Origin of the sequence: Arcanobacterium hippocoleae (assembly GCF_031456295.1) — a bacterium.
In the GTDB taxonomy this organism is placed as follows: domain Bacteria; phylum Actinomycetota; class Actinomycetes; order Actinomycetales; family Actinomycetaceae; genus Arcanobacterium_A; species Arcanobacterium_A hippocoleae.
The window spans coordinates 109,828-131,024 of sequence record NZ_JAVDUJ010000001.1 but is presented as its reverse complement, the minus strand read 5'-3'; the positions used below and the strand labels follow the sequence as shown (position 1 = coordinate 131,024).

At 45.1% G+C, this 21,197-nt stretch carries 19 protein-coding genes; 8 read left to right on the top strand and 11 right to left on the bottom strand.

Annotated elements, in window-relative coordinates:
- Positions 1 to 16: 16 nt before the first annotated feature.
- The 5 genes from J2S36_RS00665 to J2S36_RS00645 all read right to left on the bottom strand — a co-directional run bounded on the left by J2S36_RS00665 (position 17) and on the right by J2S36_RS00645 (position 4,701).
- The gene (locus J2S36_RS00665) at positions 17 to 853 is read right to left on the bottom strand and encodes a sulfite exporter TauE/SafE family protein (RefSeq protein WP_309954545.1); all 837 of its coding nucleotides are present in this window, start codon (positions 851 to 853) and stop codon (positions 17 to 19) included.
- A gap of 116 nt (positions 854 to 969) precedes the next feature.
- Positions 970 to 1,149, bottom strand: a complete 180-nt coding sequence (locus J2S36_RS00660; RefSeq protein WP_309954544.1) for a DUF6903 family protein — start codon at positions 1,147 to 1,149, stop codon at positions 970 to 972.
- Complete coding sequence (locus J2S36_RS00655; protein WP_309954542.1) at positions 1,146 to 2,117, bottom strand: carbohydrate ABC transporter permease; 972 nt, start codon at positions 2,115 to 2,117, stop codon at positions 1,146 to 1,148. Before J2S36_RS00655 ends, J2S36_RS00660 begins: the two co-directional genes overlap by 4 nt.
- 11 nt (positions 2,118 to 2,128) lie before the next feature.
- A complete protein-coding gene (locus J2S36_RS00650; protein WP_309954540.1) occupies positions 2,129 to 3,121 on the bottom strand; it encodes a carbohydrate ABC transporter permease in 993 nt (330 codons plus the stop codon).
- A gap of 224 nt (positions 3,122 to 3,345) precedes the next feature.
- A complete protein-coding gene (locus J2S36_RS00645; RefSeq protein WP_309954538.1) occupies positions 3,346 to 4,701 on the bottom strand; it encodes a carbohydrate ABC transporter substrate-binding protein in 1,356 nt (451 codons plus the stop codon).
- A 562-nt stretch (positions 4,702 to 5,263) separates the two neighbouring features.
- On the opposite strand from J2S36_RS00645, the gene J2S36_RS00640 reads away from it, so the two are divergent.
- Positions 5,264 to 5,572 carry an ArsR/SmtB family transcription factor gene (locus J2S36_RS00640; protein WP_309954536.1) on the top strand — a complete coding sequence of 103 codons (309 nt, stop codon included), beginning with the start codon at positions 5,264 to 5,266 and terminating at the stop codon, positions 5,570 to 5,572.
- Between the two features lie 243 nt (positions 5,573 to 5,815).
- On the opposite strand, the gene J2S36_RS00635 is transcribed toward J2S36_RS00640, so the two are convergent.
- Positions 5,816 to 6,130 carry a hypothetical protein gene (locus tag J2S36_RS00635; protein ID WP_309954533.1) on the bottom strand — a complete coding sequence of 105 codons (315 nt, stop codon included), beginning with the start codon at positions 6,128 to 6,130 and terminating at the stop codon, positions 5,816 to 5,818.
- 41 nt (positions 6,131 to 6,171) lie between these two features.
- Here J2S36_RS00635 and J2S36_RS00630 point away from each other — a divergent pair, with 41 nt between their 5' ends.
- Both J2S36_RS00630 and J2S36_RS00625 read left to right on the top strand, forming a co-directional pair.
- Entirely contained in the window at positions 6,172 to 6,900 is a 729-nt protein-coding gene (locus tag J2S36_RS00630) for an ABC transporter ATP-binding protein (protein ID WP_309954531.1), read from the top strand.
- Positions 6,901 to 6,921: 21 nt separating this feature from the next.
- Complete coding sequence (locus J2S36_RS00625; RefSeq protein ID WP_309954530.1) at positions 6,922 to 9,285, top strand: FtsX-like permease family protein; 2,364 nt, start codon at positions 6,922 to 6,924, stop codon at positions 9,283 to 9,285.
- A 181-nt stretch (positions 9,286 to 9,466) separates the two neighbouring features.
- On the opposite strand, the gene J2S36_RS00620 is transcribed toward J2S36_RS00625, so the two are convergent.
- From J2S36_RS00620 to glf, 3 genes are all read right to left on the bottom strand, one after another.
- Positions 9,467 to 9,709: a glutaredoxin domain-containing protein gene (locus tag J2S36_RS00620; protein ID WP_309954528.1), complete on the bottom strand. Its 243-nt coding sequence runs from the start codon at positions 9,707 to 9,709 to the stop codon at positions 9,467 to 9,469.
- Positions 9,710 to 9,733: 24 nt separating this feature from the next.
- A complete protein-coding gene (locus J2S36_RS00615) occupies positions 9,734 to 9,967 on the bottom strand; it encodes a DUF6767 domain-containing protein (protein ID WP_309954526.1) in 234 nt (77 codons plus the stop codon).
- Between the two features lie 242 nt (positions 9,968 to 10,209).
- Positions 10,210 to 11,406 carry a UDP-galactopyranose mutase gene (glf, locus tag J2S36_RS00610; RefSeq protein ID WP_309954524.1) on the bottom strand — a complete coding sequence of 399 codons (1,197 nt, stop codon included), beginning with the start codon at positions 11,404 to 11,406 and terminating at the stop codon, positions 10,210 to 10,212.
- Positions 11,407 to 11,874: 468 nt separating this feature from the next.
- Between glf and wecB the strand changes: the two genes are divergently transcribed.
- The 4 genes from wecB (at position 11,875) to J2S36_RS00590 (ending at position 17,872) form a co-directional block, all read left to right on the top strand.
- Positions 11,875 to 12,993, top strand: a complete 1,119-nt coding sequence (gene wecB / locus J2S36_RS00605; protein WP_309954522.1) for a non-hydrolyzing UDP-N-acetylglucosamine 2-epimerase — start codon at positions 11,875 to 11,877, stop codon at positions 12,991 to 12,993.
- A gap of 117 nt (positions 12,994 to 13,110) precedes the next feature.
- Positions 13,111 to 15,570 (top strand): glycosyltransferase, encoded by a 2,460-nt coding sequence (locus J2S36_RS00600; protein WP_309954520.1) that lies wholly within the window; start codon positions 13,111 to 13,113, stop codon positions 15,568 to 15,570.
- A gap of 132 nt (positions 15,571 to 15,702) precedes the next feature.
- A complete protein-coding gene (locus J2S36_RS00595; RefSeq protein WP_309954517.1) occupies positions 15,703 to 16,797 on the top strand; it encodes a glycosyltransferase family 2 protein in 1,095 nt (364 codons plus the stop codon).
- Positions 16,798 to 16,867: 70 nt separating this feature from the next.
- Complete coding sequence (locus J2S36_RS00590) at positions 16,868 to 17,872, top strand: glycosyltransferase family 2 protein (protein ID WP_309954515.1); 1,005 nt, start codon at positions 16,868 to 16,870, stop codon at positions 17,870 to 17,872.
- Positions 17,873 to 17,939: 67 nt separating this feature from the next.
- Here J2S36_RS00590 and J2S36_RS00585 read toward each other — a convergent pair whose 3' ends face one another.
- Positions 17,940 to 19,007: an acyltransferase gene (locus tag J2S36_RS00585; RefSeq protein WP_309954513.1), complete on the bottom strand. Its 1,068-nt coding sequence runs from the start codon at positions 19,005 to 19,007 to the stop codon at positions 17,940 to 17,942.
- Positions 19,008 to 19,119: 112 nt separating this feature from the next.
- On the opposite strand from J2S36_RS00585, the gene J2S36_RS00580 reads away from it, so the two are divergent.
- The gene (locus J2S36_RS00580) at positions 19,120 to 20,205 is read left to right on the top strand and encodes a glycosyltransferase family 2 protein (RefSeq protein WP_510183387.1); all 1,086 of its coding nucleotides are present in this window, start codon (positions 19,120 to 19,122) and stop codon (positions 20,203 to 20,205) included.
- Here J2S36_RS00580 and J2S36_RS00575 read toward each other — a convergent pair.
- Positions 20,097 to 21,185, bottom strand: a complete 1,089-nt coding sequence (locus J2S36_RS00575) for a glycosyltransferase family 2 protein (protein WP_309954509.1) — start codon at positions 21,183 to 21,185, stop codon at positions 20,097 to 20,099. The two genes, J2S36_RS00580 and J2S36_RS00575, sit on opposite strands and share 109 nt — an antisense overlap.
- Positions 21,186 to 21,197 lie beyond the last annotated feature (12 nt).

The window sequence follows — 21,197 nt, the reverse complement described above, 5'->3', positions numbered from 1 at the left end:
CGCGCCTGAACCGCATTTATGCAAGTGGAGTGATCAATAATGGAATATTTTGGGCCAGCACAAAGGCTGCTACACCTGCCAGTAATAAACTGAATAGCGCTGTGAGTGTAGAGCTCCGGAAGCGATCATTAAATACAGCTCCAAGCATCCCTCCAAGCATTGATGCGAAAACAAATGGAATGATCACGAACCAGTCAAAAACCACTGCGGTTCCCAGACGCGCAAGCAAACCACTGATCGCCGCAATTATCATCACGACCAGCGATGTGGCAGCTGCTTCACGCATCTGAAATCCGAGTGCGAAAATCAGCATCGGCACTACGATGAATCCTCCTCCGACGCCAAAAAATCCTGTCAGAAAGCCCGTGCAGGTAGCTGCGGCAATCAAAGCGAAAAGATTTCTTGCTTGCGGAGATTTTTCGCTTTCTTTTGTTGGCTGCTCTTCAGTGTTTGCTTTTTCTGTATTTGCGAGAAGATTTTCATCGCGCCGGATAGTAATTGCTTTATGCAGCATCATCACAGCGACGCCTGCAAGCAATACTCCAAAGAGCACTAGCAAAAGTATTTCATTGATCAAAAGGGAAATCCGTGAGCCTGCTACTGATCCAAAAATCGAAAGTATCCCGAAAATCAGACCGTCACGCCACTGTATTTTTCCGCTTTTGACTTGCGGCACCAGTGAGACTAGCGCCGTCAGCCCAACGATTACCAGTGACCCTGCAGCAGCATTGTGCGGAGATTGATGCAATAGATATATCAGAACTGGAACGGAAAGTATTCCGCCTCCTGCTCCAAGTAAACCGACGATCGCGCCAATTGCAAAGCCGGCCAGAAGCGCTTCCACAACTAGCATGATTTACGTATCCCCATTCATCTGCATCAATACTTCCGCTGCTGATGCTGAGGAAAAACTTTTACATCGAATAAGCTCCGCTGGCATGCAGTCAGAATTACGCATCGCATCCCGAATCAACGATTCCGTCGGTTATAGAGATAGAGTAAGGTCAAGATCCCAGCAAGCCCGAGCATCATGATCCCCAGACCACTCCAACCGGGAATGGTATTGCCGTAAATCGCTAATCCAACACATCCTAAGTAGAAAATTACGGCTAGTACGATACGTAGGATGATCACACTTTTTTCATTCACTTGATGCCACCTCCTGTAGAAACTTGTAGCAGCTTCTTCTGTACCACAATGTAGAAAATAATCACTGGAATCGCCACAATCACCATGCCAGCATATAAACGACCATAGTTAGTAGCAGAATGAGCGGTACTCATCAAATTCAGCATGCCCACCTGTACCGTTTTCCGCTCGCCAGTGATTAGCGTCATTGAAATTACGTAATCATTCCAGTAAGACAAGAAATTGAAGAGCATTGCCATTGAGATTGCGGGTTTAGCCAGCGGGAAGAAAATTTGCACCATCGTGCGTGTTAAACCAGCTCCATCAATCATTGCTGCTTCCTCGTATTCTTTTGGAATCGCAGCAAAGAAGTCTTGCAGCAAATAAATCGTGAAAGGTAGCGATGTGGCACCATAAACGAGCGCAAGGATGAAAATATTATCGATAAAGAATCCGTCTGGTAAAAATGCCCGCACAATGTTATCAGCACCGATCAAGAGCAGGAAGATCGGCACTACAATATAATTAACATTCACGAAGAGCAGACCTTGCACCGCAAGCTGCAAAATCTTTTTCCCTGGGAAATCATAACGTGCCAGCGCATATGCACACGGCAGCGCTACTGACATTGAGATGACCATTGCAATCACCGTTACAATAACGGAAATTAAAAATGATTGCCCGATTCCTGAATCAATAAAGGCATCAATGTAATTTTGAAAGTAAAAACCTTTCGGGAGCGTCCACGGGCTTCCGTAAAACTCTGACTGTTCCTTAAAAGAGGCAATCAGTACCCAAATTGACGGCACAATGATTGTCAGGGAAATGATCAAGAGAACGATATGGGCAAAAATTCGTCCTGGAGTCCAGCTATCTTCAGAATTTCGACGATTCTGCCTTATTTGCTCCGTGCTTTCCGCCTGAGATTTCATTTCGGCTGGCTCCATTTCCAAATTTTCATTTCTCATTTGAGTTTGTATTTGTGGCATCTCTTCACTCCTTAGCCGTACTGGATCACATCGCGTTTAGTCACCCGGCTCACGATGAGTGAGAGAGCGAAGGAGAAGGTGAAAGTAACTACGCCAATTGCCATACCATATCCGAACTGGGAATTATCGTAAGCCTGATTGTAGAGGTAGCCAAGCAGAACTTCAGAGGAACCATCTGGCCCGCCGCCCGTCATTGCACGCACGATCACGAAGGACAGATTGATTGACGAAATAATGAAGAATGTGAGTGTAGTGCGAATATTGTTCCAAATCAGGGGAATCGTGATCGTAAAGAGCTGACGCACTTTGGATGCACCGTCAATGCGTGCTGCTTCATAAATAGATGCATCGATCCCAGCCATCGCCGACATGTACATTACCATATAGTAACCGCACGATTGCCAAAGCATTGCAAAGCCAATTGAATAAATCACGATGCTTTGATCGCCCAGCCATGCTTGCGCATATTGCTCTAAACCGATTGCGCTTAACACGGAGTTCAACAGACCATCGTTTTGTGCATAGATCGCAGCAAAGATCGCAGCAATGATCACCATCGAAAGGATTGATGGTAAATAGAGGATAAAACGGATAAAACCGGTGCCGTAAATTTTTAGTTGTACTAGTATCGCGCCGAAAATCACGGCTGCTGGAAGGGTTATCGAAGTGACCACTACAAGGAGCAACACAGTATTTTGGAAGGCCTCAAGGAATTTCATATCCGAGAAGAGGATTACGAAGTTATTCAAACCGACGAATGTTTTTTCCGGCGAATAACCGCCCCATTTGAATACTGACATTTGAAATACTTGTACCGTTGGAATAACGATAAAAATAAACATCAAAATTGCTGCAGGCAAGGAGCAAAGAAAGGCAAAACGCCGCGTATGCCGTGTTTTTTGTGAGGCGTTTCCAGATTTCTTTGGTCTTGCGTATTTCTTTTGAGTTGCGTGCACTTTTTCCGTTTCATGCAACTCTTTGGATCCTGGCATCATGCCCTCCATTACTGGTTTTCTTGCGGTGACCGAAAGATAGTTTTTGGGGCCAATTATCGAAATTGGTGTTTATTGGTTTCAGAAAATTGATCGAGACGTTGGGGTATTTGTAATTAGTTTAAGACTTCAGAGCGCATACCGCCGCATATCCCGCAATCTGAGGGATGAGCGGAAATCCACCCACCCCTCAGACCGCATATTTACGACGAGAACTTACATGTTACCGGTTGAAATTACTTTGCCGCACGAAGCTTATCGGTAACTTCCTTGATATCTTTCTGCCAAGCTTCAAGAGTCTTGTCGCCGGAAGCAACCGAATCAATTGCACCGTATACAGAATCCTTGAAGGAGATACCTTCAGCAGTCTTTGCGAGTGGACCACCAGCTACAGCAGCAACGCCTTCAGCTTTCATCATATCGAAGAATGTCTTCACGCCTGGATCTGTAGCGGCAGCAATTGCCTTATCTGCCGCGCCTTCAACTGGCTGCGCTGCACCTGCACCGGCAAAAATATCTACAGCTTTATCGGAGTAAAGGAATGCAATGAAATCCTTTGCCAAATCTGCATTCTTTGCCTTTGCTGGAATCCAGATATTCTCAACGAAGGAGAATGCAAAACGATCGCCGCCATCCTTGAAAGCAGGAGCTGGGATCACACCCCATTCAAAGCCTTCTGGTCGCGGAGCGTCCTTCATTTCATTTACGATCCAGTTACCGTTTGGCATGAATATTGCTGTGCCGTCAAGAATTGCCTGCTGGTTCTTGACGAAGTTTTCCTTATTTGCATTGCCTACGGTGGAATCAAGCAAGTAATCCTTCGATACGAGCTTTGCTACCGTCTCAAGCGCCTTCGTCGCTCCGTCGGATTCCCAAGCGCCTTCCTTATAGTTTGCAATATCTGACCAAAGCTGTGCTCCACCAGCATTTGCAATGATTGATGGGAGCGCTGAATCAAAGTAGCCTGATACTGGATAGGTAAAGAGTGCGATCCCCTTTGCCTTTGCAGCATCGCCTAACTTAAACATTTCATCCCAAGTCTTTGGTGCTTCCCAACCATTATCAGCAAGCAGCTTCTTGTTATAGACGAAACCGTTTGGAGCATAGAAAAGCGGAGCGAGATAAGTATCTTCACCACCGAGCGGATTCGTAGCTGTACCGCCGAGAAGACCCGGGAGGAGCTTATCTTTAACGGTCTTGTCTTCTCCTGGTACCTTCATCTCGAAGACATCGTTAATCTTCATTACTGCGCCTTCAGAAAGAAGAGTCTCGGTAAATCCGGACTTCTGCCCTGAGGAGTAGTAAACCACATCCGGGAACTTGCCAGCTTTCATTCCAGGAGCAATTTCTTCGTTAATGGTCTTTGAAATTTTCATCTCGACCTTAACGTCTTTGTTTTGCTCTTCATATGCTTTTACGACTTTTTCCCAAACGTCTTTGCCGTAGCCACCCTCGAATGCAGCAAATTCAAGTACTTTCTTGCCACCGTCCTTCGCCTCATCCTTCTTGCCGGAATCGGATGGAGAACACGCGGAGAGAGCCAAAGCTACCGATGCTGCCAATGCGGCGAACATCTTAAACTTAGTCTTCATAATCGACCTTTCTATGTATCTTAAAATGCATCCGTCCTTGGATGTATTCATCAGTGCGTGGTTTAACTACCTCTCTTGGCGGTTATTGCTTGAGACACCGTAGTCTCACGCAGTTTTGCATCTCACTAACTAAAACGTCAGCTACACGTAAAACTCTCTACATCTCGCAGCCTCACGCGCTAACCACGTTTCCAAGTTACCACAGCGGTCGCGATGATGCATTTTACAAAACAAGGTTCATTTGGTTTATCAAAATGGTATTTCTTGCAAGTTATTGCGATTTCATTCTCACTTTTACCTACAAATTCAAGGATTTTATTTACTTGGAAAAATATTTATGAAAAATCCCAACATCTAACCAAAGAATTTAGATTATTGCAAAAGTGAATCCAAATGGGACTTTTGGCAGTAATTATCTATCCCGCTCGCCAACGCATCAAATCAATAAGTGCCAATACTATTCCTACTATTCCAGGCGAAAATATTTTTCGCCGAAAACCGATATCGAAATTAAATATAAATTCAACTTGATATAAATTTATATTTATATATAATAAGTTTTATGAGTTACGAAATTTTCGCTGAAGATGACGGCGTGATTCGCCTGTTTTCAAGTTTGGCAAACCCGATTCGTGCCACAATCATCTGGCGCTTGACGGAAGGCAGCGCTGATGTTTCGGAACTGACTGAGATTCTGCAAGTTTCTCAGCCGCTAGTTTCCGGGCACCTTGCAATCTTGCGCAAAGCTCACCTAATTGAAGCCAAACGAGTTGGCAGACGAATGGAATACTCACTCATCGACGAACACGTAGCTCATATCTTCAAAGATGCCTACACCCATATGAAGGAGCATGATCACTGTGAACACTGAACATCACGAACACCAAAATCACGAACACATTCATTCTGTTGATTGCGAGCACCCACATTTCCAGCATGGCGATCATTTAGATTTTGTACATGATGGCCACGCCCACCACGAGCACGAAGGTCATTGGGATGACTGCGATGTTTGTGCTTGTGCTGAATGCAATTGCGAATCATGCGCAGAGTGCAACTGCGCAAAGTGCTCTTGCGGCACTTGCAAGCACGCAGCTTAAAGCTTCCACAAGATTTACACAGTTCCGATTCGCAATAATTCAAAATCGTCCGAACCTGGTGCGGCATCTTCTGCAAAAAGATGCCGCACCAGGTTCGTTATATCAGCTTTCAGTGCACGCCCCCTGAAGTTTGCCTTTCTACAGCTGATCTGCCCCCTGAGGGATCCCTGATTTTTCCCTGAAACTGTAGCTGAAAAAGCTCTTTTTACGATTATGAAAGCTATGCTAAAGATGTCTGGATGCGCCAGAAGATCGCTTTTCATTGGGATGAGATCGCCAGCAAAGCTCCTTCGTGTATTTGCAATCATTTTGCGCTCTTCACCACGCATCCCCTACTCCTCAAGCAGATAAATAATCGAAAGGAATTTCAATGACCACGATCTTACAAGCCCGCAATATCACAAAAGAGTTTGGCACAACGAAAGCGATGCGGGGAATTTCTTTGGATGTTCACACTGGTGAAGTGCTTGCACTGATGGGCCCTTCTGGTTCTGGAAAATCTACACTCTTGCACGCACTTGCAGCAATTGACCGCCCCACTTCCGGCGAAGTGTATTTTCAAGACCGGCGAATCGATAATTTGAACGATACTGAGCGCACGATTTTACGCCGCACAGCATTCGGTTTTATTTTCCAATTCGGGCAACTCGTACCAGAACTGACGGCTCTCGATAACGTGGCCGTCCCGCTGCTTCTAAACGGCATATCACGGCAAAAGGCACAATCCGAAGCAGCTAAATGGCTCACTCGCGTTGGTCTGGATCATCGCACTAATTCACTTCCCGGCAAGCTTTCTGGCGGTGAGGTGCAACGCGTAGCAATCGCCCGCGCACTTTGCTACAAGCCGGCAGTACTATTTGCTGATGAGCCTACTGGATCACTCGATTCAAACTCGTCAACGCAAGTGATGGAAATGTTTCTAGAACAGGCGCGAGAAAATGAAATGACGGTAGTGATGGTGACGCACGAACCAAGCATTGCTGCCTATGCCGACCGCACTGTGATTGTCCGCGACGGTCTTCTTGCAGATCTGAAATCGTCTGGCATCACCGCTTCCCACACCGTTCCCGCCAGTACTGCGACGAATCCAGAATTGTGATTTGGGAAAGGCGTACTCATCATGAATCTTGCATTAACTCTCTTTCGGAAGTCAGCGGCGCAATCAAAAGGTCGCTTAGCGCTCATCACATTCGCCATTTCGCTCTGTGTGGCAATGATTTTAAGTTTTTCAGCATTCGTCGCCGGCCTCACCGATATGCGGGCAGTAAGTTTGACCACTGCTATGTTTCACAGCCCAACTATCGAAGGTATCGCAGGTGGTGCGATAACTCCAGATGAGCAAAATACTTCAGTTGCGAATCCCGAAAATCTTGCTGAACAGACGCAGCAACAGCAAATTCTGGCAAAGATTCCCGAAAATTCTGTGATCGCCACAATCGGCACAAGTAATTCCGTGCAGAAAGTTGGCATACACAGCGTGAAAATACTGGAATTGCAAACAACTAGCGATAATCCACCAGATTTGTATGGAATCGAGTATCCGCAGCCAGGCGAATTTTATGCGTCACATGCGCTGGCAACTGAGTTATCTGCACATCCTGAATGGTCGATTCGCTTTGGCACAAAATATCTTGGCGAATTACCGCAGGAATTCACTAGCGGTCCGGATGATTATCTTGCAGTGATCGGGAATGCACAGCTTACTGAAAATCCAACGGCATACGTGGTCTCTTCCTGGAATGTTGCTGACGAGGATTTTAGTTTATCAGTTTTGATTATTCGCGCTGTGCTTTATCTGGGTTTAACGATCATCCTCTTCCCTGTTGCACTCCTTATTTCTGTGGCAGCAAAACTCGGAAGTGTCCAGCGTGAGCAGCGTTATGCGGCTTTGCGTTTGGTGGGAGCCACTAATCGACAAGTGTTTTGGATCGTCACAATCGAAGCTTTGATTGCTTCCGTGCTTGGATACATTATTGGGATCGGGCTCTATTTCGCTGTACATCCTTTACTTTCGCAAATCAGATTTGGCAGCAGCAGAATGTGGCCGAGCATGATTTCGGTAGGGATCTGGCATTACCTGGGCACCGCAATCTTTACTTTTGCGCTCGTTTATTTTGCAAACGGTTGGAGCTTACGCCGACTCTCCACATCACCACTTGGGCTTGCCCGCCGGCAAGAAATGGAAAAGAAACCGTCCTTCTTCCGAATCCTGCCGCTTATTGCAGGGATGGGAATCTTCATCTGGGTCTGGCTTACCACCAAAGAGAATGACGGAAATGTGAATACGATTTGGTTCATATTGGGAGCAGTCGTATTGTGCATGTTTGGTCTGACGATTTCTGGTACTTGGATCACGGCAATGGTTGCGAAAGTTTTTGCGAAGTTTGCCCGCAAGCCGACAAGTTTTATCGGTTGGCAGTATGTACGTTCACACGCAAGCCGGATTTCGCGTTCGGTGGCGGGCGTGGTGCTGGCGCTCTTTGCTGGCAGCTTCTTCCTGACAGCAGTTTCAGATGTTGATTTGGAGAGCATCAACGAATTCCAACCCTCACAATCCGTATTCGCTGATGGCACTGTGATTATCGCACCTCACTCTGGTCCGGAAGCTGCAGCTATTATGCCAGATGGATCGGATCTCACTAGTCACACTAATTCTGAATTTACCGCCGCAAAGTATGGTGTGATCGCTCGCAGCATCCCTGGCATTAAAGATGTACAAACGATTTCTTCATATGCGTGGTGGCCGATTATTCCGTGTACCGGTGGTTATCTGAAAGATGATTGTGCCAATATTTTCAAGCAGCCTACAGATGCCAGCGGCTTTGTAGCCGTAAATTATGGCGCACCGTATGATATTGGAACACAGGTAGTTTACGGCGCTGATCGCACTGAGATCGGTAAGAAGATTGGTGCTGATGCAGCTATGGATCAAGATGCACGTACTTTCATCATCATGAAGATAGATTCGCTGCAGACTCTCGAAAATTTGCGTACGGAAATTGTGCAACAGCAAATGGATCAGGGAGATCTTGAGATTTATGTGAGCAGTAAATACTCTGACGATTTCAGCGTGATCAATTCATCAGTGATTGTGACTCTCACCAAGATCACTTATGCCGGGATCATTGCCACGATTTTGATTGCCACACTTTCACTGGTTGTCTCAACTTATGCTAGTATTCTCGAACGGCGCCGTACACTTCTAACTTTGCGGCTCACAGGGATGACGCTGGGTGAAATCAATCGGATGATTCTTGTGGAATCGCTTGCGCCGCTGCTGCTAATTTCGGTAATTTCAACGGCAATCGGGATTGGGGCTGGCTGGATTTTCATGCAGGTAGTATCAGCTACTCTCAGTGCGCAGATATCGCCTGTCTTTGCAGCCGTTTTGGCGGGTTCGATGTTGGCTGCTGCACTTGCGATCCGCGCAGTACTTCCGTCAATCCGGAAGGTGACGGAGCTGTCAGCAAATCGTCAGGAATAAGTTTTCTGTCTCCGATGATAAATTCTGCGCGGTAATCCGGATTTCTCCGAGGTTACCGCGCAGGTTTTATGCTGTTTTATCTGCATTCGATGAGTGGCTTAAATTCGCTGGCAGGAGCACATGCGATGCTAGTAAATACTCCAAAATTGAATATTCACTCAGATTTGATCAGGATGCTATTTCATAGCTGGGCTACTTTTTGTTTCAAATCGGTAGCTGACGGTTCAACTTGGAAGGTTCCGTCAGGATAAACTACCACGGGGATGCGCATCTGCCCAGAGATTTCGATCGCTTTATCTTTTAATTCTTCGCTGGCGGCTACATCGTACCATTCGTATTCGGCTGCTAATTGCCCGAGTACTTTCTTTGCTAGGCGGCAGTCGCCGCACCAGTCTGCACCGTATACTTGTATTTTTTCTGCCATTGTGGTTCCTTTCTAACGACGGTTTCAGTTGTGAGCAGGATCGGGTGTTGGACCAATCGGGATTGTTTTTGTAGCTTCGCGTGCTGCGCGTTTTTTCGCATTATATTCGCGTCTGCGCGCTGCCCATTCTTCGCGTAACCAGGGATCACTCATTACGAGTGCAACGGTTTGGCAGTCTTCTGGACCTGTCACATAAGCTTGACACAGTGTGCATGGCTCACCAAATCTAATTGGGCATTGCGGCGAATTATGAGCCATGCCTGCTCCCGTCTCGTAAATCAGAGCTTGTGCTCATGCACTTTCAGCGTATTTTCGCTTCTGTGTAGATTGCATGATTTAGCATGATTTATCTTGAAATAAACTAATTGTCTCCCCTAATTTTACGCGCAGCGAGTTCTCTTTGCGAGTTCTGAAAAAGTTCAGCAGTTTACACATCTGAACTTTTCATCACCATCCAAAATCATGATGTAACAGGTAAGTTATTTCTGATACGAGCTGAATTAGTCTTCGATCCCGCTGCCGGGAAGTTTTAGCTGCGCTATTTCGCCAGCGAAAAATGGTGCAATCACGTTATCTACACGGCTGAGAGCCGACCCGATCGCCATGTGCATATCAAGGTATTTGTATGATCCAAGCCGTCCGCCAAAAAGCACGTTTTCTTCTGCTGCTGCAAGATCACGGTATTTGAGCATCATTTGGCGGTCTGCATTTTTGTTTATTGGATAATATGGCTCGTCGCCTTTTTGCGCAAAACGCGAGTATTCGTAGGCGATAATAGTTTTATCTTCCGGGTATTCGGTGCGTTCTGGATGGAAGTGTTTGAATTCGTGGATCCGAGTATATGGAACCGCTAAATCACCGTAGTTCATCACGGAAGTACCCTGGAAATCTCCGACGGGAAGCACTTTCAGATCAAGATCGATGGTACGCCAGCCGAGTTCACCGGCAGAATAGGCAAAATAGCGATCAATTGGACCAGTGTAAACGACTGGCACATTCCCAACGGCTGCTTTCTTGTTGAACGGCTGGGATTCGTCGAAGAAGTCGGTATTTAAGTGTACTTCAATATTCGGGTGCTGCGCCATCCGTTCAAGCCAGGCAGCGTAACCGTCGGTAGGCAGACCTTCCCAACGATCATTGAAATAGCGGTTATCATAGTTAAAACGTACCGGCAGCCGGGAAATGATTGATGCCGGCAAATCTTTTGGATCAGTTTGCCATTGCTTTGCAGTGTATCCTTGGAAGAAGGCTTCAAAGAGCGGACGGCCGACGAGGGAAATCCCTTTTGACTGGAAATCAGATACATTAGTTGGATCAATCTCTGCCGCCTGCTCGCTAATGAGCTGACGGGCAGCATCTGGTGTATAAGCACTGCGGAAGAATTGGTTGATCGTGCCAAGATTTACCGGCATTGGAAAAACTTCCCCATTTACCGTCGTATACACCTTATGCACGTAATCTGTGAATGAAGTGAACCGATTTACGTATTCCCAAACTCGTTGGTTTGAAGTATGGAAAAGGTGTGCGCCATATTTGTGTACTTCGATCCCTGTTTCTGGATCTTTTTCAGAGTAAGCATTACCGCCGATATGATAGCGTGAATCAATAATTGCTGTTTTTATGCCGCGATTTGCCATCTGCTCTGCTACCGTCAGCCCAAAAAGCCCCGAGCCGACTACCAAAAGATCAATGTTCATCAGATTCTTACCCACCAGTGTTTGTCCGGAAAATCTTATCTAAATACTGTATCTAAATTATAAGATATACCCATTTCACGTAACTATATCACCCATATATGCAAAATACTCATGAAATTTACGTTTCCCAAACTGCTGACAGCAAAATAACCATCGGATTGCTTCGTAAACCAGACTGCTTCGCAAACCAGAGTGCACCCGCCAGTAAACTCGATTTTGAAAACACGAACAAACTTAAATCACATATAGACACAAAATACAGTTTCAAACCAACATGCCTGATGTAAGTATTTCGCAGGATAATCAGAATCCGGCTGCTCCTGAGAATATTTTGCAAATATCAGCTGCCCCGCATACCTTACCCGGCAGGAACTAACTTTGCCGGAAATATCACCGCTACTCTTCCTGACATCAATTATAATAAGGACAAGTAAATAACAAACAACCGGATGGATAGAAAGATCAATAATGAAAGTTCTCTCTGTGTTTGGCACTCGGCCCGAAGCAATTAAGATGTGTCCGCTCGTGCTTGAGCTGCAAAAAACACATGGAATCGAATCTCTCGTATGCGTAACCGGACAACACCGTTCAATGCTGGATCAAGTTCTCGAAATCTTCGGCGTTACCCCAGATTACGATTTGGCAATTATGAAACCCCGGCAAACGATTACTTCAATCACTACCGCTGTGCTTGAAAAACTTCCGGAAGTGCTTGATGAATGCAAACCGGATATTGTGCTTGTGCACGGCGATACTACCACGAGCATGGCAGCAGCGATGGCTGCATTTTACAATATGATTCCCGTCGGGCACGTTGAAGCCGGCTTGCGCACCTATGACCGCTATTCTCCATTCCCGGAAGAAATGAACCGGAAACTTATTTCCAGCCTTGCGAATGTGTTTTTTGCTCCGACGGCTGGAAATCAAGCTGCACTTGCAAAAGAAGCAATTACCGATAATGTGTACGTAACCGGAAATACGGTAATCGACGCTTTCCAGTACACAGTGAAAGAAAACTATGTTTTCAAAAACGAACAGCTGAAAGCACACGATTTCACACAGCCAACTATTTTACTCACTGCGCATCGCCGTGAGAATCTCGGGAAACCGCTCGCACAGATTTGTGATGCAATTATTGAAATTTGCCGCACTTTCCCGCAGGTACGGGTAATTTATCCGGTACATTTGAATCCTGCAGTACGCGATACTGTTTGGGAAAAACTCGCAGACAATCCGCAGATTACACTCACTGATCCGGTTGACGTGCAGGATATGCACAATGCAATGGCGCGGGCAAAACTTGTGATGACTGATTCCGGCGGGCTGCAGGAGGAAGCCCCGCATCTTGGGAAGCCGGTAATCGTATTGCGCACTGAAACTGAACGGCCGGAAGCGGTAACCGCAGGTACCGCCGTGGTAGCCGGTGTCGGTACCCGAAAAATCGCCGATATTGCAGCCACGCTCCTCGCAGACGAAACTGCATACGAGAAAATGAGTAAAGCAATTAACCCCTACGGCGACGGTCATGCGAGTGAACGAATTGCACAAATACTGCTCGCGAGTCATCAGGATAACGCAGCATCGTAAATTCACATATAATTTACGATGCGCTGCCGAATTTCAAGGGTTTCTTTATCTGAAGCGAAACCTGAACAGAATATTTGATAAAAGAAAAACAGATCTAGTTTTAGAAAGAGTTGGAATATGAAGTTCTTCGTTGCAAGCTGGTTTTTTCCTCCGGCAACTTCATCTGAAGGAATCGTGACGTACAAACTCTTCCGTAATTCACGCCATCATTATGACGTCTGCTGTTCATCGAGCAGTCTCTGGAGCTACCAGCATGTTCTTCCGCTTGAAGCTGAGAACATCCGAACTTTCCCGATTGAAACCAGTGAATTTTCCGAATGGGTAGCAGCAGCTGTCGAAAAATTTAGTGAACTGCATAAAACTGAACATTACGACGCAATTATGACCCGTTCAATGCCGGCGGAAAGTATTGAAGTCGCAAAGAAAATCAAAGAAAAATACCCTGATATTCCTTGGGTCGCTTCAATTGCTGATCCGATTGGGAAATCTCCATATGATATCAAGGCGTGGGTGCTGGAAAATCCGCAGCTCACGGCACCGGAGAAAAAAGATTTCCAGCTCGCCCTGCATACGGGAACCGCGTCATGGACTGAACATGAAAGCAGCGAAATCCGAAAAATGTGTGCGCTGAAAGAAATTGAAGATACTGCAATCGCAAAAGCGGATGCGGTTATTTTTCCCAGCGATACTCTGAAATCTTATGTGCTTGATTCCCGCTGCCGACCGCGTGTACTGACGGTACCGCACTCCTTTGACCCCGCACTTTACCCCGAATCAGCAAACTTCACTTTCCCGGCAGCAGCTGCAGGGAAAACTACACTCTCGTTCCTTGGTCATTCCGATTCGGTGCGCAGCCTTGAACCAATTGTGCGGGCAATGAATTTTTTGCGGCTAAATCATCCCGAATCATTAGAAAAGCTGCATGTTAACTTTGTGGGAAACGTGACTGAAACAATCCGCACCTTGATTTACAATTACTATCTTTACGATCACATCAGCATTCAGCCTAGCGTTGATTACCTCACGAGTCTCGCAATCATGAAAGAATCTGACTGGCTGCTTCATATTGATGCTGATTTTAAATTTTTATCTGACTTTGGCGGTTCAGTATATTTCGCGGGAAAGATTGCCGACTATCTTGGAACAAACACCCCAATTCTCGGATTAACCGGCATCGGCACTCCCGCCTATGAGATTATTCGCCGTGCAGGCGGTGTTTGTGTAAAACAAAATCAAATTACCGAAATTGCATTAATTCTTGCAGATATTGCTGAAGGGCGAATCACACCAGAAATTTCCGAAGAATACCGCCGGAAGTTTAGTGCACAAACGGTAGCCGAAAAATACGATGCGGAAATTGAACAGGCCTGCCTTGCGAAAGAACGCAGCTTTACCCGCAATATCTGGCCGGAAGTTTCAGCAGCAGAAACGGATAGTACCAATATGACGAAGCTGATTACGATTTGTGTGCCAGCGTACAATGTTGAAGCATACCTTGACCGCTGCCTGCACTCTTTCGTCAGCTGCACCCAAGCAAATAAGCTTGAAGTGATTGTAGTGATTGACGGTTCGCCGGATGCATCCGAGACAATTGCACGTGCGTACGCGGAAAAATACCCGCATATCGTGAAAGTTATTACAAAACAAAACGGCGGTCACGGTTCAACTATTAATGCGGCGCTCAAAGCAGCAACTGGAACCTATTTCCGGGTAGTTGACGGCGACGACTGGGTTGACAGCCGCGATTTTGCCGCATTGATACAGAACATCGAAAAGAAACAGCTCTTCCCAGACCTCATATCAACAAATTACAAACAGGTCTACATCTCTGATGGGCATACTGTTAATTGGGAGAAAAATGGCGGACAGAAAGACTATCAAATCTTCCATTTCGCTGCCGAAGATTTTACCAATGAATACTTCACAATGGCTTCAATGATGGTGAAAACCGAAGTTCTCCGCAAAGCCGATTTTCAGCTGCAAGAACACACTTTCTATGTGGATGTTGAGTTTATTCTCTTCCCGATTCCGGATATCAAAACCGTGATGTTTACTCCTGAATATGTTTATCGTTATGCCGTCGGAAATGCCGATCAGAGCATAAATCCCGATAACTTCGTCTCCCGCTATGACCACCACGACCGGGTAATTCGGCGAATCCTCTCGTATTACGCAGAAAAAATTCCAGTTATGGGCAAAGGGCAGGAAAACTACATGCGCGCAATTTTGAAACGGGTAATTGAATCTCATTTCATATTAAGTTTGATTTGGGATGCAGACCGTGAGCGCGGATTCTGCCGAGCAAAAAGTTTTGACGAATTTTTAGCTGCCACAAATCCCCGATTGCACATGTGGGCTGGTGAAAAATGGAATTATCTGACTTACTGCCGAAACCGTGATTTTGATCCGCAGCAAATTAAAATACCTGCTTTGGGTTTGCAAACGGAAATTCCATCCGAGCTGCAGTCTGCAGTGAAAGCAGCCGGAGAAAAACTTGCAAGAAACAAGATACTCGAAAAGATTGCGTTTAATCCTGCGACGCGCTGCGCTTACCGCAAACTTTTTATGCGTGACTAAGCAGGTTCGCTTCGAACGTTTCATTTTCAAAACCTGAACGGAAAACTTCGATATATACATCCATATGGTCGAGATTTTTCGTTGCGTGATATTGTTGGAAGAAATACTCATCGGTTAGATACGGATATTCTTATGCACCCAAAAGTTTCAATCGTTATTCCGGTTTACAATGTTTCCCAGTTCCTCCGTCCCTGCCTTGACTCGGTGATAAATCAGACGCTGCAGGATATTGAGATTATCATCGTAAACGACGGTTCGACCGATAACTCGTTGGAAATCGCGCAAGAATACGCGGAAAAAGATTCAAGAATCATTATTATCAATAAAGCAAACGCGGGTTACGGGCACACAATGAACCGGGGTTTTGAACGCGCACGCGGTGAATATATCGGAATAGTCGAATCAGACGATATTGCCCGCCCGGAAATGTTCGAAAAACTCTATGCACAAGCCGTGCAGAACAACGCGGAAGTAGTGCGTTCAAACTATTTTGCAATGAGCGGCAACGGTTCAGCTTTCAACGTGATTGACGTTTTAACGCTTGCAAAAGCACCATACTATACCGCGTTTAACCCTGCAGACTATCCGGGAGTACTTCTGGGCAGCCCCGCAATTTGGACCTCAATTTTCAAAAATTCTTTTATTAAAGAACACCAGATTACTTTCCTCGAATCACCAGGAGCTTCGTACCAGGATACTGGTTTCTTACTTAAAGTTTGGGCAGCCGCAGAAAAAGTAGTTTTCATGCGTGAAGCATTCCTGAATTATCGTGTCGATAATGCGAACTCTTCAGTAAAATCCGGAGCAAAAGTATTTTGTGTGAGCGATGAATACGAATCATTCGAAAAATTCCTCGCAAAATATCCAAAACGGCGCGAAGCGCTAAAATTCCAGTTACAGGCGAAAAAATATGAGACTTATCTGTGGAATTATAATCGGCTTGATACTCCTCTGAAGCCAAGCTTCCGAAAATTAATGCATGAGCAGTTTGCCGCTGCACACGATGCAAACGAATTGGACTCTTCCCTATTCTCTCCGGTTGAATGGGACGATTTACAAACCGTTATTCATAACCCGGACTCTCTTGGCGATAAACAGCTTGCCGTAGCGCCGATTGAACTGGATGTACGAGAACATCAAAAAACCATCCAGGTAAACGACCGCTCTCCATTCGCCGCAAAAGCATTTCGGAAAATTAAACGGATTGTAAAAAGGATTCGCGGCTGAATCTGCGGAAAATATAATTCTGCACCGCTAATTTTCTGATCCGTTTCTTCTTTGTTCTGAAAGAGGTTCTATGCCAGAGACTAAGCCGCTAGTGAGCATTGTAGTTCCCGTATATAATTCGGCAAATTTTCTCCCCGATTTATTCACATCACTGCGCACACAAACCTATCATAATCTAGAAATCATCTGTGTTAACGACGGTTCACAAGATCACAGTCTTGATATCCTGCAAAAATACGCCGCCGCAGACAGCAGAATAATTGTTGTCGATAAACACAATACCGGCGCAGCGAAAACCCGCAACGTTGGCATGATGGTTGCCGCAGGAAAATATCTTTGCTTCGTCGATTCCGATGATTTTATCGAACCAGATACAATCAGCACGCTTGTGCAGACAGCCGAAACACACCGAGCAGACGCCGTCGTATTCGATATCGACAACTATGATAATCAGCTCGGAACTTACTACCCAAACTATGCGCTCTCGAAAAAACATATCCCGATGTATCGCGTATTTACTGCCAGTGAAATAAAAAATTTCTACAAATATCTGGTTGGATTTACCGTAAATAAAATCTACCGGCGCGAGTACCTGCAGCAGGCACAAATCGATTTTCCGGAAGTTGGAGCGCATGAAGATATGCCGTTTACTTATCTCGCCCTCAGCGCCGCTGCGCGAATCTACTATCTTCCGAAAACTTTTTATCACTACCGCAGATTCCGCTCCGGAAGCTTGAGCGATGCTACCGAGAAACACTACGAATACATGCTTGAAGCGTTATTTGAGCTGAAAAAAGGTTTGCAATCCTTGGGTTTATGGGATATTCACCAAAAGAACTACGCCAGCTATGTACTCCATATGTGCACCTGGAAAAATTCAACGCTGAAAAAATTTCCGGCACTTGAATTTCGGTATTCATGCCTGACATCTTGGTTTGAAAAACTCGGAGTGAAAGATTTAGGTGCAGAGTACTTCTATCATCAGGACGACTATCGAATCCTGGTTAATACTCTGAATATGCCGCGTCACTATCAGCTGATTGCCCGCGCCTACAGATTCCTCTTCCGCCGCTGAACCGAAAAACTTTCAGATCCGCATTCAAGTCCTTCGGCTAAGCCGGGCTGCAGGTGTACAGCTCGGCTTACGGAACAATCTTCCGCAGTATTGGAATCTGTTTTAACAACAGCACTGCTAAGACGCAAAAAGCATAAAGCAGCAGCGGGACTGCTGTGCGTAACACCACCGACGTAGGCGAAATAGCGAAAAACCCGAAAATAATATTCTGCAAAACCAGATTGTGCAGCAGATAGACACCGAATGAGCATCCCGAGATTTTCGCCAACAGATTTTGGTGTTTGCGCAGCCATTCAAAATCAGTGTTTTTACACCACACAAATATTGCGGCTGCCGGCAAAGCAGCAGTGAACACCTGATAATCAAAGAAAGTCCGATCCACATCCTGGATTAATGCCGAATAATATAAGGTGTATCCAAACTTCAAAATCAGGGAAAGAACTGCAGTTGTATAGAGCAAAATCCGATATTTTTTCGCAAAATCAATCGTTGCAAGCAGGTACCCGAGAACCGGATAAAATAAAAAACCGCCCAAAGCCGGCATGGAAAAATCAGGATTCCAATTAGTTCCCAGCATCTTCATTATCACCGGCAGACAATACTGCAAAATAAAAGCCGCCACAGCAGCATAAATCAACACGCTGCGCTGATCTTTCAACAGCGAAATCACCGGCAGCGCAAGATAAATCGCAAAAAGCGGGAAGAAAAACCAATACGTGACCTCAATCGTGTTATTTAATATGCCGTTTGCAAAAGAAACTGGATTCCAGGCGTTAAGCGTATCCCAACGATCATTCACAATATTCGCCGTGATAAACGCAATTAGACTCCAAGCAAGAAACGGCACCGCAATCCGCAGCAAGCGCTTCCGGAAAAAAGTTTGCGTATCGTAACGATCCCGATAGCGCAGCAGCGTCGCTCCGGTAAGCATAAAAAATATTGGGACAGCGAAGAAAAATATCGTCTCAATTGCGAGCGCTGCTGCCCAGTTTTTCCCCGGATTCCATGCGTGCACCATCGTATTGCAATGTAAAAAGAGTACCGAAATGCAGGCAAGCACATTTAAAACATCAAAATAGAGCACCCGTGAGGTGCGCTGACCTGCAGCTTCTTGTGTGCCGGGATTCATTATCATGCACTCCTTACCAATGAAAATCACCAAATCATAATTTTCGGCAGCTTACCCCGTAACTGTATCGGGCTTAATCTGCTCTCGCGATTCAGACAACTATGCGATATAACATAATATATTCACTATCCGTTCAAAAACAGAAAAGACCGATATGAAGCACCCACTAATCTCCGTAATCATCCCAGTACATAATACTGAAAAATACCTTGCACAATGCCTTGACACAATTTTCACCCAGACAATCCAGGATTTCGAAATAATTTGTGTAAACGACGGATCAACTGATTCTTCAGCCGATATTCTTTCCCGATACCAGAAAATAGACCCACGGCTGCAAGTTTATCAAACAGACAATGTTGGAGTTTCGCAGGCACGGAATATCGCTTTAGACAAAGCAACTGGCGAATATATTGTTTTTATCGATAGTGACGATTTCGTAGATCCACAGCTTTTTGCAAAAACCATTGCCCATGCGGAAAAAACGAAATCAGATATCGTAATTTTTGATTATTTCCTTTATTCGCAGCCATCAGGTGCACTGGATACATACCGCGATCAGGAGCTTTACCGCAAGCTCAACGGCGAAATATTTTCACTCGCTACTCGCCCAGCAATGATTCAGTTCATGGGAATCTGGGATCGAATTTTCCGCCGCTCATTTATCGAAGAACACCAGTTCCGCTTCTTACCCGATCATATCTATGAGGACGCAATATTCTCAGTTGAGGCAATGCTCAAATGCCAGCGAGTCTCGCTCCTTGCCGAACATCTCTACTACTATCGCCGCGGAGTCAGCGGATCTATTACTTTCGATGAAGGAAAAAATAATTTTAAAAAGCAGGAATTTATTTTTGCACAGCGCCGCATCCAAAATTTGCTGAAAGAATCTGGTGCAAGCTCCGAAGTCCGTTATTTTTATCTGCATTACTTTCTCGAATACGCGCTGATGCATCAGCGTTTTTCAAGTTCAAAGCAAGATTTCAACAACTATTTCAACACGATTCGCGCAATGATTTTCCCAAATTTTTCCGATGTACTCCCGGCAAACCTTGTTTTGAAACGTGCAGTCTACCTGCGTCTGTTGGCAGCTAATCAGCGAAATATCTGCCGACTCTTGATAAACCTTGCCAATTTCCCACGAATAATGCGAAATAAAATAACTACTTTCGTTAATACCGGATTGCGTAAGCAGCCACGGTAAAATTCAGCTATCCGGTTTTGATTTTTGCCGATTAATAACGCTTTTTCGTAGATTCGATAATCTTCTAAATCGTAAACATCTTGTGGTAAAAGCTCGGAAACTCCTAGTTTCGAAAACCAAACTCGTTTTGCAGTTTCCAAAAACTCAATCCGTGCCAACACATTTTTTCGTGCATACTGCCAGTTACACATATGCAGCACATAGCTAATGAAATTTTTCTCAAACTGTTCCCAGATTCTGTGCTCAACCAGCTCCTCACAAGTAAGCTGGAGAGCTTTAAACATGTACTTGTAATCAGTTTCCAACGTATTGCTTACACTGTGTTGGTTTGCTCGACGGTAGTGATAAAGCACTTTATCAAAATAGTAAATTCCGTCTGCAAGACTCAAAGCAAGATAAGTGAAAGGCATATCTTCATGTGCCGCTACATTTGGGAAAAATAATTTATTTTCGCGAATAAAATCTGCTCGATAAAACTTATTCACGGTAAAACCAATAATATGCTTGTAAATATTTGGTACGTCAACAGCATTAAACATTTTCTGAATCGGCACATAATTGCGATTAATTGATTCATTAGCAGCAAACAAACCTGAGTCTTGACTGTAATTATCCAAATCAAAAAGCACGATATCAGCACTGGAGTTCTGCGCAATATTCACCAACAATTTGATTGCGTCCAATTCAATAAAATCATCTGAATCTACAAAGCAAATATAATCTCCTGTGGCGGCATTAATTCCAAAATTACGAGTACCAGCCGCACCTGAGTTACGCTTGCGGAAAGTTTTTATCCGTGCATCGCGCAACGCAAATTGGCACAAAATATCATAGCTTGCATCCTGCGAACCATCGTCTACACAAATAATTTCAAGATTCGCATAAGTTTGCGAAAGTAAACTCGCAAATAGTCTCGAAAGATATTTGGCAGAATTGTAGACTGGAACAATAACGCTAACAAGCGGGCGCTTTTCCTCCATGAGTTATCCTCT

Bases quoted from the DNA above. Each gene is read 5' to 3' on its own strand.
- J2S36_RS00665 (WP_309954545.1), bottom strand. From the start codon at position 853: ATGCTAGTTGTGGAAGCGCTTCTGGCCGGCTTTGCAATTGGCGCGATC.
- J2S36_RS00655 (WP_309954542.1), bottom strand. From the start codon at position 2,117: ATGCCACAAATACAAACTCAAATGAGAAATGAAAATTTGGAAATGGAG.
- J2S36_RS00650 (WP_309954540.1), bottom strand. From the start codon at position 3,121: ATGGAGGGCATGATGCCAGGATCCAAAGAGTTGCATGAAACGGAAAAA.
- J2S36_RS00645 (WP_309954538.1), bottom strand. From the start codon at position 4,701: ATGAAGACTAAGTTTAAGATGTTCGCCGCATTGGCAGCATCGGTAGCT.
- J2S36_RS00640 (WP_309954536.1), top strand. From the start codon at position 5,264: ATGAGTTACGAAATTTTCGCTGAAGATGACGGCGTGATTCGCCTGTTT.
- J2S36_RS00635 (WP_309954533.1), bottom strand. From the start codon at position 6,130: ATGCGTGGTGAAGAGCGCAAAATGATTGCAAATACACGAAGGAGCTTT.
- J2S36_RS00630 (WP_309954531.1), top strand. From the start codon at position 6,172: ATGACCACGATCTTACAAGCCCGCAATATCACAAAAGAGTTTGGCACA.
- J2S36_RS00625 (WP_309954530.1), top strand. From the start codon at position 6,922: ATGAATCTTGCATTAACTCTCTTTCGGAAGTCAGCGGCGCAATCAAAA.
- J2S36_RS00620 (WP_309954528.1), bottom strand. From the start codon at position 9,709: ATGGCAGAAAAAATACAAGTATACGGTGCAGACTGGTGCGGCGACTGC.
- J2S36_RS00615 (WP_309954526.1), bottom strand. From the start codon at position 9,967: ATGGCTCATAATTCGCCGCAATGCCCAATTAGATTTGGTGAGCCATGC.
- glf (WP_309954524.1), bottom strand. From the start codon at position 11,406: ATGAACATTGATCTTTTGGTAGTCGGCTCGGGGCTTTTTGGGCTGACG.
- wecB (WP_309954522.1), top strand. From the start codon at position 11,875: ATGAAAGTTCTCTCTGTGTTTGGCACTCGGCCCGAAGCAATTAAGATG.
- J2S36_RS00600 (WP_309954520.1), top strand. From the start codon at position 13,111: ATGAAGTTCTTCGTTGCAAGCTGGTTTTTTCCTCCGGCAACTTCATCT.
- J2S36_RS00595 (WP_309954517.1), top strand. From the start codon at position 15,703: ATGCACCCAAAAGTTTCAATCGTTATTCCGGTTTACAATGTTTCCCAG.
- J2S36_RS00590 (WP_309954515.1), top strand. From the start codon at position 16,868: ATGCCAGAGACTAAGCCGCTAGTGAGCATTGTAGTTCCCGTATATAAT.
- J2S36_RS00585 (WP_309954513.1), bottom strand. From the start codon at position 19,007: ATGATAATGAATCCCGGCACACAAGAAGCTGCAGGTCAGCGCACCTCA.
- J2S36_RS00575 (WP_309954509.1), bottom strand. From the start codon at position 21,185: ATGGAGGAAAAGCGCCCGCTTGTTAGCGTTATTGTTCCAGTCTACAAT.